This window comes from Kineococcus lubricus (assembly GCF_050871965.1).
In the GTDB taxonomy this organism is placed as follows: Bacteria; Actinomycetota; Actinomycetes; order Actinomycetales; family Kineococcaceae; genus Kineococcus.
Genome location: NZ_JBJLSK010000036.1, coordinates 20,649 through 36,162 on the forward strand (window position 1 = coordinate 20,649; position 15,514 = coordinate 36,162).

The following is a 15,514-nucleotide window of genomic DNA, read 5'->3' on the forward strand; positions in this document are numbered from 1 at the left end:
GGTCAGGCGTTGATCTTGGTGGTGTTGGCCTCGGCCAGCTCGTCCAGGCGGGTCTTGGCGTCCGCGCCGGAGTAGATGTCCTGGAGCGCGACGGCCCAGTCCTCGGTCGTCTCGAAGAACTTCGTCTGCGGGGTGAACTGGATCTTCGTGGAGTCGATGACCTTCTCGAAGGTCTCCAGGTAGCCCGGGAAGTCCCCGAGGGTCTGCTTGAACGACCCGTCGAACACCGACGCGCGGGTCGGGTCCGCGAACGTCGACGCGGTGGCCTTGTTCATGGCGTCCTTGCCCGTCGCCCACTGGATGAACAGCCAGGCGGCCTGCTTCTTCTTCGACGCCGCGTTCATGGCCAGCGACCACGTCCACAGGTTCGTGGCGTAGCTGCCGTCGGGACCGGCCGGGCCCGGGTACCAGGCGAGGTTCCCGGCCTGGGCGCTGGCGCCGGCCTTCTGCTTCGGGTAGGTGGCGCTGTCGGCGTCGTAGACCATCATCGCGTTGCCGTTGCCGAGGTCGCCGGTGCACTGCGGGTAGTCGTACGTCGTCCACGACGTCGGGCCGGCGTTCTTGGCCAGGTCCACCCACTTCTTCGTGAAGTCGACGGCCTTGTCGGAGTTCATCGCCGCCGTGTAGGTCGTGCCCTCGGCGGTGTAGTCCCGGCCGCCCTCGCGGGTGAACTGGGTCATGAATCCGGGGTGGATCGTGGCCCACGACTTCGACCCGCGGAACGCCACGCCGTAGCGGTTCTGCGTGCGGTCGGTGAGGTCGGTCGCGAGCTGGATGAAGTCGTCGAACGTCTCCGGCAGCGCGATGCCGCGCGCGTCGAACTCCTTCTTGTTGTAGGCGACGACGTTCGTCTCGAAGCCCCACGGGATGGCCCACTGGCCGCCGGTGCCGAGCTCGGACCCCTTCTCGAAGTCCCAGCGGGTCGAGGTGCGCAGCCCCTCGTAGATGTCCTCGAAGTCGTACTCGTCGCTCGTGGCCGAGGAGTTCTCGATCCACGGCTTGAGGTCTTCCATCCACCCGGGCGGCCCGTACTGCCAGATGAAGTAGGCGCCGGTCATGAACACGTCGTGCGCGCCGGTCTTGCCCGCGAGCTCGGTGTTCAGCTTGGTGAAGTAGTCGGCCTCGGCGACGAGGTCGGCCTGCACCTCGATGCCGGTGAGCTCGGTGAAGTCCTTCAGCAGCGGCTGGAACGCCTGCTGGTACGGGTGCGGCGTCTGGAGGATCTTGATGCTCTCGCCCTCCAGCGCCTTCCAGTCGAAGGACCCGGTGACCTCACCGGCGCCGTTCGCGCTCGCGGCGTCGTCCCCGCCACCGCCACCGGTGCCGACCCCGCAGCCGTACAGCATCGGGACGGTGGCGGCACCGCCCATCGCGGCCAGCAGGGACCGCCGGGTGACCTTCTTCTGCGGGACGTGCAGTCCGCTCTCGGACCGCGTGAACTCGTTCATGCTGACGCTCCATCGCGTAGGGGGGCAGGGTCCACCGGCCCGGCGGCCGGTCCGGCCGCCGGGTCCTGGTCGGGCGAGGTGGGGGGTGGTCAGGCGGTGGTCAGGGGATGAGGGAGACCTTCACGGAGTTCGCGGAGTCGGCGACGAGGTCCAGGCCCTTCTGGAACTCGGCCAGCGGGAGCTGGTGCGAGCAGATCTCGTCGAGCGGCAGCCGGCCGGACTCGATGAGGCGCAGCGCCGCGGGCCAGGTGTTCTGGCCGAGGTGCGCGCCCAGGACGTTGAGCTCCTTGTCGTCGGAGATGATCGACCAGTCGACCGTCACCGGGTCCTTGAACACGGAGTACTCCACGAACGTGCCGAGCTTGCGCAGCAGGTTCAGGCCCTGCGCGACGGCGGAGGGGTGGCCGGTGCCCTCGATGTAGACGTCGGCGCCGTAGCCGCCGGTGAGCTTCTTGACCTCCTCCACGACGTCGACCTCGGTGATGTTCAGGGTGACGTCCGCGCCGCACTTCTTCGCCAGCTCCAGCTTCTGCGGGAGGGCGTCGAGGGCGATGATGCGCTTGGGGAACTTCGCCGCGGCCCCGGCGATCATGCCCAGGCCGATGGGGCCGCACCCGGCGACGACGACGGTGTCGTCGAACCGGATGTCCGCGCGCTCGACGGCGTGCAGGGCGCAGGACAGCGGTTCGGCGTACGCGACCTGCCACGGCGGGATGTCGTCGGGGGCCTTGTGGACGAGGGCCTCCTTCGGCAGGACCAGGTACTCGGCCATCGCCCCGGGGGTGCGGCGCTTGAAACCGAACATGTCGTGCGGCTGGCACATGTGGTAGTCGCCGCGGTTGCAGTAGCGGCACTCCCAGCACGGCACGATCTGCTCGGCGACGATCCGGTCGCCCTCGACGACGCCCCAGCGCTTCGAGGCCTCCTCGTCGATGGCGGCGATGCGGCCGGTGAACTCGTGCCCGGGGGACGTCATGGTCTCGGCCCACGCGGGGCGGTTCTCGTCGCCCCAGAACTTCGCGGCACCGTGGTAGCACTTCAGGTCGCTGGCGCAGATCCCGACGGCCTCGACCTTCAGCAGGGCTTCGCCGGGACCGGCGACGGGGACGGGGACCTCCTCGAGCCGGTAGTCGTGCGGGCCGTGGACGATCACGGCCTTCATGGTGTTCGCCATGACTGCTCCTTCGCAGCGCACCCGGTGCTCGTCGGGTGCGGGGGTGTGTGATGTCGGCTGGGACGACTCGTCGGCGGGTCGTCGCGGGATCGGACCCCACGGACCGGGGTGGCCCCGGTGGTTCCGGGACCACCCTCCGTGGTCTTCCGAACGCTAGGACCCGTGCGGCACACTTGTCCAGCACATGCGTGCAACGATCTGGGAACCGGCGCGCGACGACGCCGACCGGCCACGACGCGAGGAGAGCACCGGTGCCGAACACGAAGCGGTTCCCGCTGGCGCTGGCGCACACCGCCGCCACGCTCTACTACCTCCAGGACGCCACCCAGGCCGAGATCGCCGAACGGATCGGCACCTCCCGCGCCACCGTGAGCCGGCTGCTCCAGGAGGCCCGCGACCGCGGCCTCGTGCGCATCGAGGTCCTCCCCCTGCCCGCCGAGGACCCCGACGACCTCGCCGGCCGGCTGCGCACCGCCCTCGGCCTCCAGCAGGTCGCGCTGTGCCCGGCCACCGGCGCCGCGCACGTCGCCGAAGCCGTCTCCCCGGTCGTGGCGGCGACGCTGGCCGGGGTCGGGCTCGAACCCGGCGACGTCCTGCTCGTCTCCTCCGGGCGGACCGTCTACGAGATCGCCCAGCGCGAACTGCCCGGCCTGCCCGGCGTGCTCGTCGCGCCCATGGTCGGCGGCCAGGACGAACCCGAGGCGTGGTACCAGACGAACGAGATCACCCGCCGCATCGCCGCCGGTGTCGGCGGGACCCCGAAGTTCCTCTACGCTCCCGCGTTCCCCGGCCGCCGGCTGCGCCGCAGCCTCGTCGAGGACCAGGAGTTCCAGCGGTTCGCGAAGCTGTGGAGCGACGCCCGCTGCGCCCTCATGGGCATCGGCGCTCCCCCGCTGCAGCGCCAGTCCATCCCCGGTTTCGTCCCGACCGACGAGGAACCGCTCGCCGGCGCCGTCGGCGACGTCGCCTCGCGGTTCTACGACGAGCAGGGCACCGAGGTCGCCTACGAGGGCGCCGACCGGCTCATCGCCATCCCCCTGGAGGTCCTGCGGGCGGTCCCCGTCCGGATCGCCGTCGCCTACGGCGACCTGAAGGTCCCCAGCATCGTCGCGGGCGCCCGCGGCGGGCACTTCACCCACCTCGTCACCGACCCGGCCACCGCGTCGGGCCTGCTCTCGTCCCTGGAGGAACAGTGAACCCCGACCCGTTCGACCTGACCGGCCGCCGCGCCCTCGTCACCGGCAGCACCCAGGGGCTCGGGACGGACGTCGCGCGCACCCTCGCCGCCGCCGGGTGCGACCTCGTCCTCAGCGCCCGCGACCGGGACGGGTTGGAACGCCTGGCCGCGGCGCTGCGCGCCGAGCACGGGGTGCGGGTCGCGGTCGTGGCCGCCGACCTGTCCGACGCCGCCGACACCGAGGCCCTCGCCGCGTCGGCGCTGGCCGCCTTCGACGGCCTGGACGTCCTGGTGAACAACGCGGGGATCTCGGTGCCCCAGCGGGTCGTCGACGTCGACGCCGCCACCTGGGACCGCGTGCTCGCGGTGAACCTGCGCGCCCCGGCGCTGCTGGGTTCCCGCGTGGGCCGGGCCATGGCGGCGGCCGGGCGGGGCAGCATCGTCAACGTCTCGTCCGTGGCGGGCTCGCTGGCGCTGGCCGAGCACTTCTCCTACTCGGCCAGCAAGGCCGGTCTGCTCATGGCGACCCGGGTCCTGGCGCTGGAACTCGGCCCCGCCGGGGTCCGCGCGAACTCCGTCAGCCCCACCGTGGTCATGACCGAGATGGGGCAGCGGGTCTGGGGCGAGGAGGCGAAGGCCGCCCCGATGCTCTCCCGCATCCCGCTGGGGCACTTCGCCCAGCCGGGCGACGTCAGCAACGCCGTGCGGTTCCTCGCCTCCGACGCCTCGGCCATGGTGAACGGCGTCGACCTCACGGTCGACGGCGGTTTCTCGGTGGCGTGAGCAGGCCCCGGTGACGCACCGCGAACGGCCCCGCCGGCCGGACGTGACGACGGTCGAGGTCGTCGGCGGGCCCGAACCGCTCCACGTCGGTCTGCACGACCACGACGACCGCTGGGCGGAGGTCTACGAGGACCACCGGCGCCGCGTCCTCGACGCGCTGGCCGGCCTGGACGTCGGCGTCGAGCACATCGGTTCCACCTCGGTGCCCGGCCTGGCCGCCAAACCGGTCGTCGACGTCGTCGTCGTGGTTCCCGACCTCACCGCCGAGGAGGACTACCTCGACGCGCTGCTGGCCGCCGGGTACGAGCTGCGGGTCCGCGAACCCGGCCACCGGCTCGTGCGCACCCCGGCCCGCGACGTGCACGTCCACGTGTACGGGCGCGGGGACCCCGCGGTGGACGACTACCTCCTGCTGCGCGACCACCTGCGCGCCGACGCCGCCGACCGCGCGCTGTACGAGGCCGTCAAGCGCGACCTCATCGGCCGGCGCTGGGACGACAGCAACGACTACGCCGACGCCAAGGGGGAGGTCATCGGGCGGATCAAGGCGCGCGCCCGGGCCGCCCGCGGCTGACGCGGGGCCGGCGCACGCGCGGCCGGGCACCCCGTCGGGGTGCCCGGCCGGGCGGCGCGGTCGCGCGGTGTCAGTGCGTGCTGCGGGTGCGGGTCCGGTCCTGGTCGCGGACGTCGACGTGGCCGAGCTCGTGGTCGTCGCCCTCGACCTCCTTGGCCAGCAGGCCCGAGCCGATGGCCCACAGGGCCGCGCCGAGGATGCCGACGTAGACGCCGAGCGAGGTGCCGAGGTCGTCGCCGCGTTCCAGGCCGCCCATCGGGTTCAGCGCGAACGCGATGCACTGCACGGTCGCGGCGAGCCCCACGGCCATCGAGACGAGGGTGAGGCCGCGGTGCTGGCCACGGCGCGCGCGCTTGGCGGCGTAGGCCATGGAGATCAGCAGCCCGAGCCCGAGGTAGGCGATGAAGGGGACCAGGGAGTCGGTCTCGTACCCGGTGCGGGAGACCGAGCCGTCCTCCGTCTGGACCCAGTCCATGAGGGGGGAGACGTTGAAGACGACGATGCCGGCGGCGGCGACGCCGAGACCGGCCTTGCCGGCCGTGCGGACGCGGGTGTCGCGGGGGGTGGGGGCGTTGGGTTCTGCAGTGGCCATGAGGTTCCTCGCTGAGCGGAGTGGGACGGCGGCGCGTTCGGCGCAGGGCCGTCGAGGGTGGTGGGGGCGAGGGTTGCCGAGCCTCACCGGGACGGGCCGGCGGTGGACGTGTCGTCCAGCGCAGCGGCCGCCGAAGCCCGTGGTGCTACAGGCCGTGTCGGGGAGTCGCGGGCGCAACACCGCGTTCTCCTTCTCGACCAGAGAAGCACAGGACCCACCGGTGCGCGAGCGCAAACCCGCGGGGGCGGGTGGGGAGGTCAGGGGCGCGGGGGCCACCCGTCGGGCGCGTGGGGCCCGAGGTGGTCCAGGAGGGCCGCGAACTGGGTCGCGTCCAGGAACGACGGGTTGCTCCCAGCCGCCATCCGCACCACCTCGGCGGTCGCGAACCGGGGGTCGGCCACGAGGTCGCGGCGCGGCACCACCCGCGGCAGCGCGACGAGGTCGACGAGCACGCCGGGATCGGGCCCGTCCTCGGCCTCGGAGGCCACCCGCCCGACGGCCCCCACGCCCGGGTCCACCCGGCCGCTGATCCACAGCACGCACGGCTGGCCCGGGCGCAGCAGGTCCAGGCGGTAGCTGCGGCGCAGGCAGCGGCGCAGGGGGACCGGCCCGGCGGGGTGGTGCGGGAGTTCGGCGGGCCGGCCGGCGGACTTCAGCAGCCAGCACGCCACGTCGGGACCGGACAACCGCACCCCACCAGGGTGCCTCACGCTCCCGGGCCCGGCCCCCGGTAGGCCAGGAGCACCTCGCGCTCGGCCTCGTCGAGGTAGGTGCGCAGTTCCCGGGCGGCGGCCGGGCCGCCCCGCTCCAGGAGCGTCGTCAGGACCGAGCGGTTGCGCGGCAGGTAGGCGCCGTGGAACCGCGCGGGCGCCGCGACGACGTGGAACGCCAGCCGCACCTCGTGCCAGACGCCCTGCATGAGGTCGTCGACGCGGGCACTGCCCAGGGCGGTCAGCGCCCGGTGGAACTCCACGTCCGCCGCCGCGACCCCGGTCCAGTCCCCCACCGCGGCCCGGCCCTCGCCGCGCTCGACGGCCCGGTGCACGGCGTCGACCCCGGCTCGCGCCGGCGTCCACCCGTCCACCGCCGCGCACTCCACGAGCCGGCGCGCCTCGAACAGCTCCCGCACGTCCTGCGCGCCGGGGACGCGGACGAAGACGCCGCGGTTCAGCTCGTGGACGACGAGGCGCTCGTCGGCGAGCATCCGGAACGCCTCGCGCAGCGTGTTGCGGGACACGTCGAGACGGGCGCAGAGGTCGGGTTCGGACAGCCGCGACCCCACGCGGTAGGTGCCGTCGAGGACGCCCCGGCGAACCTCGTCCGCCGCCCGGCCCGCCCGGCTCACCACCCGCCGGAGGTTACCAGCCGGCCTCGCGCCGTCGTCGGACGATGCTGGGGGCCGGGAGCGGGAACGGCCGGGGTGGACCCGGACACCGACGCCGGCGCGGGTTCCCGTCGCCGGTCCCCCGACGCGGACGAGGACGAGCCCGTCGGTGACGTCACGCGTCCGGTCGTTGCACCGCAAGGGATCGCGTACGCGGTCGGCACCACGGTGGCGTACGTGGAACTCCCGAGAGCGCTGTGCAGCATCGTCGTCCACGACGATCGGCACGCCACTCACCGGGAACTCGCCGGCGGGTCCCCGGAGCGCCGGCGGAGATCTCCTCCCGGTGCGGCGGGGAGAACCTCCCGAGGTCGCGCGGTCCCCGGAACCTCCGGGACGGGGGGTGGTCCGCCGGCGCACCGCGTCGACGTGGACGGCGGCTCCCGCGGGTTCCGCGCCGGGTCCCGCCCACCCCACCGGCACCCCCGTCCGGGTCCCCGGGTGCTCCCGGTTGCGCCGCCCCTCCCGGGGTACGAGCGTCTCGGAACGCGAACACGAACACGAGGACGGAGGCCGGACGTGCCGGAGTGGCTGCACGCGGGGGGCTGGGGACTGCTGGGCGGGGCGGCGCTCGTCGTCGGGGGCGCGATCGCCTGGTTCGTGCCCGTACCGGCCAAGGTCGTCGCGGGGGTCATGGCCTTCGGGTCGGGCGTCCTCATCTCCGCCCTGGCCTTCGACCTGACCCAGGAGGCCGCCGACACCGGCGGCCTGGTGCCCACCGTCGGCGCGTTCCTCGCCGGCGCCGGGCTGTACCTGGCCGCGAACGTCCTGCTGGCCCGCCGCGGCGCCCGGCACCGCAAGCGGTCCGGTGGCCAGCAACCCTCCGAGGCCGAGCAGGGCGGCAGCGGCGCGGCGATCGCGGTCGGCGCGCTCCTCGACGGGATCCCCGAGTCGGTCGTCCTCGGCGTCGGGCTGCTCGGCGGCGGGAGCGTCAGCGTCGCCGTCGTCGCCGCGGTCGTCATCTCCAACGTCCCCGAGGGCCTGTCCAGCGTGGCGGGCATGAAACGGGCCGGGCGCAGCGCCCGGTACGTCTTCGGGGTGTGGAGCGGCATCGCCGTCCTCAGCGGCGCCGCCGCCGCGCTGGGCTACCTCGCCCTGGGGTCGGCCTCGCCCGAGGTGGTCGCGGCCATCACCGCCCTGGCCGCCGGCGCCATCCTCACGATGGTCGCCGACACGATGATCCCCGAGGCGTTCGAGCGGACGCAGCTGTACACCGGTCTGGTCACCACGCTGGGTTTCCTCACGGCCTTCACCGTCAGCCGCCTGGGCGGCTGAGGGAGCGGACGGGGAACGACAGGTGTGTGACCCCGGTGGCGACCACCACCGACGACGGGTCCCCCAGCCGCAGCGGCGGCCCGTCCGCGGTGAAGTACCTGCGCCCCCGCCCCAGGAACACCGGCACCAGGTCCACCCGCACCGCGTCCAGCGCCCCGGCGGCCAGCACCTGCGTCGCGACCTGCCCGGCCGCCACCCCCACCACCGCGTCCCCGGCGACCGCGGCCGCCCGGCCCAGCGCGTCGTCGAGGTCGGTGGCGAACTCCACGCCCGACGACCCCGCGTGCGCCCACGCCGCCGGCGGGGAGTGCGTCAGGACGACGAACGGCACCCCGAGGGGGTGCTCTCCGCGCCACCCGTCGGTGAGGTCGAACAACCTGCGGCCCACGACCAGGCACCCCAGCGAGGCCCGCCACGCGTGCCAGTGCGCGGCGCTCGCGGGCGTGAGGTGGAAGTCGGGCAGGTCACCGGCGTTCTGCACGGCGACGTCACCGGCGTCGTACCAGTCGAACAGCGGGCCGGGGGTGTCGTCGGGCAGCGCGACGAACCCGTCGAGGGAGGTGGAGGCGGAGGAGACGAACGTGGCCATGCCGGTGCGGACCCGTCCTGGCGCCCGGACTCAGCGGTCCGCGCGGTGCCCGGCGAAGTCGGCGGGCCGGAACCTGCCCTCCCGCAACCGGCCCTCGATCCCCTCCAGGCTGTGACCGGTGAGTTCGGGCATCTTCTTGAACAGGAAGACGAACGCGACGACGTTGAACGCGGCGTACAGCCAGAACGTCTGCCCGGTCCCGATCGTCTCCATGATGCTCAGCAGCGTCAGGGTGATGAGCAGGTTCGTGCCCCACAGCGACGCCGACTGCGCCGCCGCCCCCGCCGACCGGGTGGCCAGCGGGTAGATCTCCGACCCCGTGAGCCACCCCATGAGCTGGATGCCGCCGGCGGTGAACGCCATGAACGCGACGAGGGTCGCGACGATCCAGGGGATCTGCTCCTTGCCGGCGTTGCCGGTGACGAAGAACGTGCCCAGCACGATCAGCGCGAGCGCCGCCCCGGGCAGGGTGATGAGGGTCAGCCGGCGGCGCCCGACCCGGTCGATGATGCTGAGGCCGATGAGCTGGGTGACGAGGTACGTGGCGCCCAGGGCCACCGAGACCCGCAGCGCGGCGGTGTCGGAGAAACCGTTGTCGGTGAGGATCGTCGGGGAGTAGTACACGATCATCTCGATGCCGGACAGCTGGGTGAAGACGGCGAGGCCGCAGCCGACGATCAGCGCCGGGCGCACCCAGGGTTCGCGCAGCCCGCGCCACCCCTTGGTCTTCGCCTGCCGTTCGGCGTCGACGAGCTCGCTCATCTCCCCGAGCTCGGCGCTGACGTCGGCGCGCGGGGGCCGGACCCGTTCGAGCGCTTCGCGGGCGCGGTCGTCGTGGCCGGCCTTGAGCAGCCAGCGGGGGCTCTCCGGCAGCCGCAGCATGAGCACCGTCATGAGGACCGCGGGGACCGCGGCGGCGCCGATCGCCACCCGCCAGTCCACCGCCTCGCTGGCCCCGACGATCGTGGCGGTGAGGATCCCGGCCCCGATGGCGATCTGGAAGCACAGGACGAGCCGCCCGCGGTACTTCGTGGGGGCCAGTTCGGCGACGTAGACGGGGGCGGTCTGGGTGGCGCCGCCGACGGCGAAACCCAGGACGAGCCGGGCCAGGGAGAGGGTGACGGGGTTCGGGGCGAACGCGGCGCCGAGGGTGCCGACGACGAAGACGACGCCCACGACGAGCAGGGTCCCGCGCCGGCCGCGGCGCTCGCCGAGCCGGCTGCACGTCAGCGCGCCGATCACCGCCCCGGCCAGGATGGAGGCGGCGATGACCTGTTCCCAGCCGTTGCCGGTGTCGAAGTCGTCGGTGATCTGCAGCAGGGCGCCGGAGATGATGCCGGTGTCGTAGCCGTACAGCAGGCCGGAGATGGCCGAGACGAGGGCGACGACCACCACCGCCCCGGTCAGGCCGCCGCTGTCGTTCGCGGTCCGCACGGGTCCCGTCGCTGGGCTCACGGGTCTCCTCCGACGTCGTCGTGGTGGTGCCTGCCCTGGTTCGACCAGCACCTGAGCCAAGCACCTCGCCGACCGTCGCGCGCGGTGAACGGCGCCGCCGTCTCAGGTGCGGGTGCGGCGTTCCAGGGCGGACAGCTGGTGCTGGAGCCCGGCGGTCGCCTCGTGCAGCGCCCGGTACGCCGGGTACAGCTCGGCGTAGACCTGCGCGGCGTCCGGGTCGGGTTCGGTGGCCGACTCGACGCGGTTCCAGGTGGCGTCGACGTCGACCGCGCCGAGGGCGACGGCGGCGAACTTCGCGTCGCCCAGGGAGGCGCCGATGCGCTCGGCGGGCAGCTCCTGCCGCAGCCCGGTGACGTCGGAGACGATCTGTGGCCACAGCGCCGAGCCGGTCCCGCCGCCGACGGCGACGACGCGCCGGACGTCGACACCGGCGGCGCGGATCTCGTCGAGGTTGTGCCGCACCCCGAACGCGGTGGCTTCCAGCAGCGCGCGGTCGACCTCGCCGCGGGTGGTGCGCAGCGTCAGCCCGAGCAGCGCGCCCCGGGCGTCGGGGTCGGCGAACGGGGTCCGTTCCCCGGCGAAGTACGGCAGGGCCACGAGACCGTTCGCGCCCGGCGGGGCGGCGGCGGCCTCGGCGACGAGTTCGGACACGTCGGGCGAGCCGGTGGTCTCGCGCCACCACTCCACGGCGCTGCCGGAACTGGCCATGCCCGCGGCCAGGGTGCTCTGCCCGGGGCGGACCCCGGCGGTCCCCCACAGCGAGGGGTGGGACCGGGGGCCGTCGGTGACGGCGATGAAGAACGTCGTGGACCCGTACATGACCATGAGGTCGCCGGGGCGCCCGACGTCGACGCTCTCCGCCTCGGCCCACGCGTCGCACGTCCCGGCCGCGACGGGGGTGCCGGCGGGGATCCCGGTGGCGGCGGCCGCCTCGGGGGTCACGGTGCCGACCCGTTCGGAGGGCCAGACGAGCCGCGGCACGGGCAGGCCGGGGGCGACCTCCTCGCAGCGGTCCTCGATCCAGGCGGCCGCGTGCCGGTCGTACAGCGGGGTGGACTGGCTCGCGGAGTGCTGGTCGAGCACGTACTCACCGGTCAGCCGGAACGCCAGGTAGGAGTTCGACATGAAGAAGTAGCGGGCCCGGGCGAACACGTCCGGTTCGTGCCGACGCAGCCACGCGAGCTTGCCGCCGGCGGCCTGCGACGACATCCGTGAACCGCAGCGGCGCAGCAGGTCGTCGGTCCCGTAGCGCTCCTCCAGCTCGACGGCTTCGGGGACGGACCGGGTGTCGACGCCGTAGAGGATCGCGGGCCGCAGCGGACGGCCGTGCTCGTCGGCCAGCAGCGCGGTGGGCCCGATGCCGCTGGTCCCGACGGCGACGACGCGGCCGTGGACGACGTCGTCGGGGTCGGCGGCCCGGTCGGTGAGCTCGCGGGAGATGGCGCAGAAGTCGGCCCACCAGACGGCGTCGGCGTCGTGCTCGACGTAGCCGGGGCGGGGGTTGTCGGTGCGGTGCCGGCGCGAGGCGCGGGCCAGCACGCGGCCGTCGAGGGTCGTCAGGACGCCCTTGCTGCTGCCGGTGCCGATGTCGACCCCGAGCAGCAGTTCCCGAACCGCACCCACCACGTCCGCCTCCTCGCGCCCGTCCCCGCGCCGCATCCTGTCACCCCTCCTCGGGGGTGCCGGACGCGGCGCCGGTGACCGGCCACGGGCCGAACCCCGGAGGGCGTGCGGGTCAGCAGGAGGACGCGGAGGTCTCCCCGTCGGTGGCGGCGGTCTCGTACCCGGTGATCGCGTCGACCTTGGCCGCCGACGCCGAGGTCTCGTCGAACGTGTAGTCCAGGAACTCCTTGGCCAGGCGCCGCGCCAGCTCCTTGCCGATGACCCGCTCACCCAGGGTCAGGACCTGACCGTTGTTCGACAGGACCAGCCGCTCCACCGAGAACGAGTCGTGCGCGACCGAGGCGCGGATGCCCGGCACCTTGTTCGCCGCGATCGCCACCCCGATCCCCGTGCCGCACACGAAGATCCCGCGGTCGGCCTCCCCGGCGGCGATCTTGCGGGCCCCGGCGACGGCCACGTGCGGGTAGGCGGTCTTGTCGGTGTCGGAGTTCACCCCGACGTCCAGGACCTCCTTGACCCGGGGGTCCTTCAGCAGGTCGGCCTTGATCGCGTCCTTGTAGGACACCCCGGCCTCGTCGGCCGCCAGCACCACGCGCCACTGCAGATCAGTCATGTCCTCATCCTCTCCCGGTGGGCCCGTCCCGGGCACCCGCCCGGGCGTCGCCTACCGGTCGACGGGTTCAACACCCCCGGCTCCGCCTTGCTTCCCCGCGCGCGACAGGCGAACGGTACTCTCGAACCGGTTGACCAATTCAGCGCCCCGGTCGCCGGGGCCGTGAAGGAGGCATCGTGGCCATCGGAGTGTCCACCTACGCGTACCAGCACCGCGCCGACCCGTCCGCGCCGGAACCGGCCTCCCTGCCGGCGATGCTCCACGAGATCGCCGACCTCGGCGGGCAGGTGTTCCAGGTCTGCGACCACCCGGACCTGGAGGCGCTGACCCCGGCGGGGGCCGCGCAGCTGCGGGCCGCGGCGGCCGAGCGGGGGCTGGTCCTGGAGACCGGGACCCGCGGCACCCGGCCCGAGCACCTGCGCAAGCACCTGGGGCTGGCGCAGTCGCTGGGCGCGGTGACCGTCCGGTCGATGGCGTTCGCGACCGGCGATCGCCCCTCCCACCCCGAGATCGTCGAACGGCTGCGCGCGGTCGTGCCGGAGTACGCGGCCGCCGGGGTGACCCTCGGCCTGGAGACCTACGAGCAGCTCACGACGACCGAGCTGCTCGCGATCGTGGAGGCGGTGGACTCCCCGCACCTGGGGATCGTGCTGGACCCGGCGAACTGCCTCGCCAACCTGGAGCACCCCCGCGACGTGGTGCGCCGGCTGGCCCACCGGGTCGTGAACATCCACGTCAAGGACTTCGCGTTCACCCGCCGGGAGGGCTGGGCGGGGTTCACGCTCGCGTCGTGCCCGCTGGGCGAGGGGCAGCTCGACTACCTCGACCTGCTGGACGTGGTGCGGCCCGACCCGGCCCGGGTGCACCAGGTGCTCGAGCACTGGCTGGTGCCGCAGGACGACGCCGCCGCCACCCGCGCCACCGAGGCCGACTGGACCGCGCGTTCGCTGCGCACCCTGGCCGGGTACCAATCCGGCCACTGATGCACTCAACCGGTTGACCAATCTGGTTCCCCGGTGCGACAGTCGTCGTGAGACCCCCACCTCACGACCCGTGCAAGGGAGCACGTCCTGATGGACACCACGCGAACGGACGGCAGCACCGCCCTCCGCAAGGCCGCACTGCGACTCATCCCCTTCGTCGCGGTCATGTTCTTCATCAACTACCTCGACCGGACCGCGATCAGCTTCGCCGGCCCGAACGGGATGAACGACGACCTCGCCCTCACCGCCGCCCAGTACGGGTTCGCCGCCGGGATCTTCTTCGTCGGCTACATCGTCCTGGAGATCCCCAGCAACATGGCGCTGCACAGGTTCGGTGCGCGCAAGTGGCTGGCCCGGATCATGGTGACCTGGGGCGTCGTCGCCGTCCTGTTCACCTGGGTCCAGGACGCCGGCCAGCTGTACTGGCTGCGGTTCCTGCTCGGGGTCACCGAGGCCGGGTTCTTCCCCGGCGCGATCCTGTTCCTGACCCTGTGGTTCCCCCGCGAGTACCGCCGCCGCGCACTGGCCGGTTTCTACCTGGCCCAGCCGCTGACCACGGTCATCGGCGCCCCGCTGGCCGGTTTCCTCATGCAGTCCGGCCACGGGGTGCTCGGCCTGGAGGGCTGGCGCTTCATGTTCCTGTGCGTCGGCCTGCCCGCCGTCGTGCTGGGCGTCGTCTGCTGGTTCTACCTGACCGACAAGCCCGAGGACGCGACGTGGCTGACGCCCGACGAGCGCGCCTGGATGCGCCGCGAACTGGACGCCGAAGCCGGTGAGAACGAGGCGCGCGGCCACGTCCCCGCCCGCAGGATCCTCGGCGTGGGCCGCGTCTGGGCCCTCGCGGTGGCCTACTTCGGCCTCATCTACGGCCTGTACTCCCTGGCGTTCTTCCTGCCGACGATCATCGGCGGTTTCCAGGAGCGCTTCGGCACGACGTTCTCGGTTTTCGAGAAGGGCCTCGTCACCGCCGTCCCGTACGTCCCGGCCGCCCTCGCGCTGTTCCTGTGGTCGCGGCACATCTACCGCAACGGGTTCAAGAGCTGGCACATCGCGGTCCCGACCCTCGTCGCCGGCCTCAGCGTCCCCGTCGCGCTCTACATGAACTCCCCGTACCTGACCATCCTCGTCATCGCCGTCACCGCATGCGGCATCTTCATGGCGCTGCCGAACTTCTGGTCGCTGCCGGCCCAGTTCCTCACCGGCGCCGCGGCCGCCGCGGGCATCGCGTTCATCAACACCTTCGGCAACATCGGCGGGTTCTCGGCCCCCTACGTCACGGGCTGGCTGACCGACCTCACCGGCGACGAGAAGCTGGGCCTGTGGCTGACCGGCGGCCTGCTCGTGCTGTCCTCGGCCATCCTCCTCGTGCTCTCGCGGCGCAGCCGCGCCGACCTCGCCGTCACCCCCTCGACCACCACCGTCTGAAACCAGGAGAGACATCGTGACCACCACCGAAGCTCCCGCCGTCGAGGTCGCCGTCGTCGGCGCCGGCGGCAAGATGGGCATGCGGGTCTCCCGCAACCTGGCCAAGTCCCACCACACCCTGCGCTACGCCGAGAACTCCCCCACCGGCGTCGAACGCATGGCCGCCGAAGGCCGCACCGCCGTCCCCACCCCCGAAGCCGTCGACGGCGCCGACGTCGTCATCCTCGCCGTCCCCGACACCGTCCTCGGCCTCGTCTCCCAGACCGTCGTCCCGGCCATGAAACCCGGCGCAATCCTCATCACCCTCGACCCCGCCGCCGCCTACGCCGGCCTGCTCACCCAACGCGACGACGTCCTGCAAGCCTGCGCCCACCCCTGCCACCCCTCGGTCTTCCTCGAACGCACCCGCCCCGAGGAGT

Annotated in this window: 16 protein-coding genes; 7 read left to right on the plus strand and 9 right to left on the minus strand. The window is 73.2% G+C overall.

Going from position 1 to position 15,514, the window contains the following annotated elements; translation table 11 throughout:
* Positions 1 to 2: 2 nt before the first annotated feature.
* Together ACRYRX_RS19745 and ACRYRX_RS19750 are read right to left on the minus strand one after the other, a co-directional pair.
* Positions 3 to 1,448 carry an ABC transporter substrate-binding protein gene (locus ACRYRX_RS19745; RefSeq protein ID WP_432514691.1) on the minus strand — a complete coding sequence of 482 codons (1,446 nt, stop codon included), beginning with the start codon at positions 1,446 to 1,448 and terminating at the stop codon, positions 3 to 5.
* Between the two features lie 100 nt (positions 1,449 to 1,548).
* The gene (locus tag ACRYRX_RS19750; RefSeq protein ID WP_432514693.1) at positions 1,549 to 2,622 is read right to left on the minus strand and encodes a zinc-binding dehydrogenase; all 1,074 of its coding nucleotides are present in this window, start codon (positions 2,620 to 2,622) and stop codon (positions 1,549 to 1,551) included.
* A 251-nt stretch (positions 2,623 to 2,873) separates the two neighbouring features.
* Here ACRYRX_RS19750 and ACRYRX_RS19755 point away from each other — a divergent pair, with 251 nt between their 5' ends.
* From ACRYRX_RS19755 to ACRYRX_RS19765, 3 genes are read left to right on the plus strand one after another with little or no spacing between them, the layout of a single operon-like run.
* Positions 2,874 to 3,818: a sugar-binding transcriptional regulator gene (locus tag ACRYRX_RS19755; protein ID WP_432514695.1), complete on the plus strand. Its 945-nt coding sequence runs from the start codon at positions 2,874 to 2,876 to the stop codon at positions 3,816 to 3,818.
* Complete coding sequence (locus ACRYRX_RS19760) at positions 3,815 to 4,582, plus strand: SDR family NAD(P)-dependent oxidoreductase (protein WP_432514696.1); 768 nt, start codon at positions 3,815 to 3,817, stop codon at positions 4,580 to 4,582. The genes ACRYRX_RS19755 and ACRYRX_RS19760 overlap by 4 nt, the downstream gene beginning before the upstream one ends.
* A 10-nt stretch (positions 4,583 to 4,592) precedes the next feature.
* On the plus strand, positions 4,593 to 5,156 hold the full coding sequence (locus tag ACRYRX_RS19765; RefSeq protein WP_432514697.1) for a GrpB family protein: 564 nt from the start codon (positions 4,593 to 4,595) through the stop codon (positions 5,154 to 5,156).
* Positions 5,157 to 5,226: 70 nt separating this feature from the next.
* On the opposite strand, the gene ACRYRX_RS19770 is transcribed toward ACRYRX_RS19765, so the two are convergent.
* The 3 genes from ACRYRX_RS19770 to ACRYRX_RS19780 form a co-directional block, all read right to left on the minus strand.
* Positions 5,227 to 5,748 carry a hypothetical protein gene (locus ACRYRX_RS19770; protein WP_432514699.1) on the minus strand — a complete coding sequence of 174 codons (522 nt, stop codon included), beginning with the start codon at positions 5,746 to 5,748 and terminating at the stop codon, positions 5,227 to 5,229.
* A gap of 257 nt (positions 5,749 to 6,005) precedes the next feature.
* Positions 6,006 to 6,440, minus strand: coding sequence for a hypothetical protein (locus ACRYRX_RS19775; protein ID WP_432514701.1), 435 nt, complete (start codon positions 6,438 to 6,440; stop codon positions 6,006 to 6,008).
* Between the two features lie 14 nt (positions 6,441 to 6,454).
* Positions 6,455 to 7,096 (minus strand): GntR family transcriptional regulator, encoded by a 642-nt coding sequence (locus tag ACRYRX_RS19780; RefSeq protein WP_432514702.1) that lies wholly within the window; start codon positions 7,094 to 7,096, stop codon positions 6,455 to 6,457.
* A 555-nt stretch (positions 7,097 to 7,651) separates the two neighbouring features.
* Between ACRYRX_RS19780 and ACRYRX_RS19785 the strand changes: the two genes are divergently transcribed.
* A complete protein-coding gene (locus tag ACRYRX_RS19785) occupies positions 7,652 to 8,407 on the plus strand; it encodes a ZIP family metal transporter (RefSeq protein ID WP_432514703.1) in 756 nt (251 codons plus the stop codon).
* Here the strand turns inward: ACRYRX_RS19785 and ACRYRX_RS19790 are convergent.
* From ACRYRX_RS19790 to ACRYRX_RS19805, 4 genes are all read right to left on the minus strand, one after another.
* Positions 8,388 to 8,996, minus strand: coding sequence for a dihydrofolate reductase family protein (locus ACRYRX_RS19790; RefSeq protein ID WP_432514706.1), 609 nt, complete (start codon positions 8,994 to 8,996; stop codon positions 8,388 to 8,390). The two genes, ACRYRX_RS19785 and ACRYRX_RS19790, sit on opposite strands and share 20 nt — an antisense overlap.
* A gap of 30 nt (positions 8,997 to 9,026) precedes the next feature.
* A complete protein-coding gene (locus ACRYRX_RS19795; protein WP_432514709.1) occupies positions 9,027 to 10,451 on the minus strand; it encodes a sugar porter family MFS transporter in 1,425 nt (474 codons plus the stop codon).
* Between the two features lie 102 nt (positions 10,452 to 10,553).
* A complete protein-coding gene (locus ACRYRX_RS19800) occupies positions 10,554 to 12,110 on the minus strand; it encodes an FGGY-family carbohydrate kinase (RefSeq protein ID WP_432514711.1) in 1,557 nt (518 codons plus the stop codon).
* A gap of 76 nt (positions 12,111 to 12,186) precedes the next feature.
* Positions 12,187 to 12,687, minus strand: a complete 501-nt coding sequence (locus ACRYRX_RS19805; RefSeq protein ID WP_432514713.1) for a ribose-5-phosphate isomerase — start codon at positions 12,685 to 12,687, stop codon at positions 12,187 to 12,189.
* 176 nt (positions 12,688 to 12,863) lie between these two features.
* Here ACRYRX_RS19805 and ACRYRX_RS19810 point away from each other — a divergent pair, with 176 nt between their 5' ends.
* From ACRYRX_RS19810 to ACRYRX_RS19820, 3 genes are all read left to right on the plus strand, one after another.
* A complete protein-coding gene (locus tag ACRYRX_RS19810; protein WP_432514715.1) occupies positions 12,864 to 13,670 on the plus strand; it encodes a sugar phosphate isomerase/epimerase family protein in 807 nt (268 codons plus the stop codon).
* A gap of 90 nt (positions 13,671 to 13,760) precedes the next feature.
* Positions 13,761 to 15,095, plus strand: a complete 1,335-nt coding sequence (locus tag ACRYRX_RS19815; protein WP_432514717.1) for an MFS transporter — start codon at positions 13,761 to 13,763, stop codon at positions 15,093 to 15,095.
* 73 nt (positions 15,096 to 15,168) lie between these two features.
* A partial coding sequence (locus tag ACRYRX_RS19820; protein ID WP_432514721.1) for an NAD(P)-binding domain-containing protein occupies positions 15,169 to 15,514 on the plus strand: 346 nt, incomplete at its 3' end.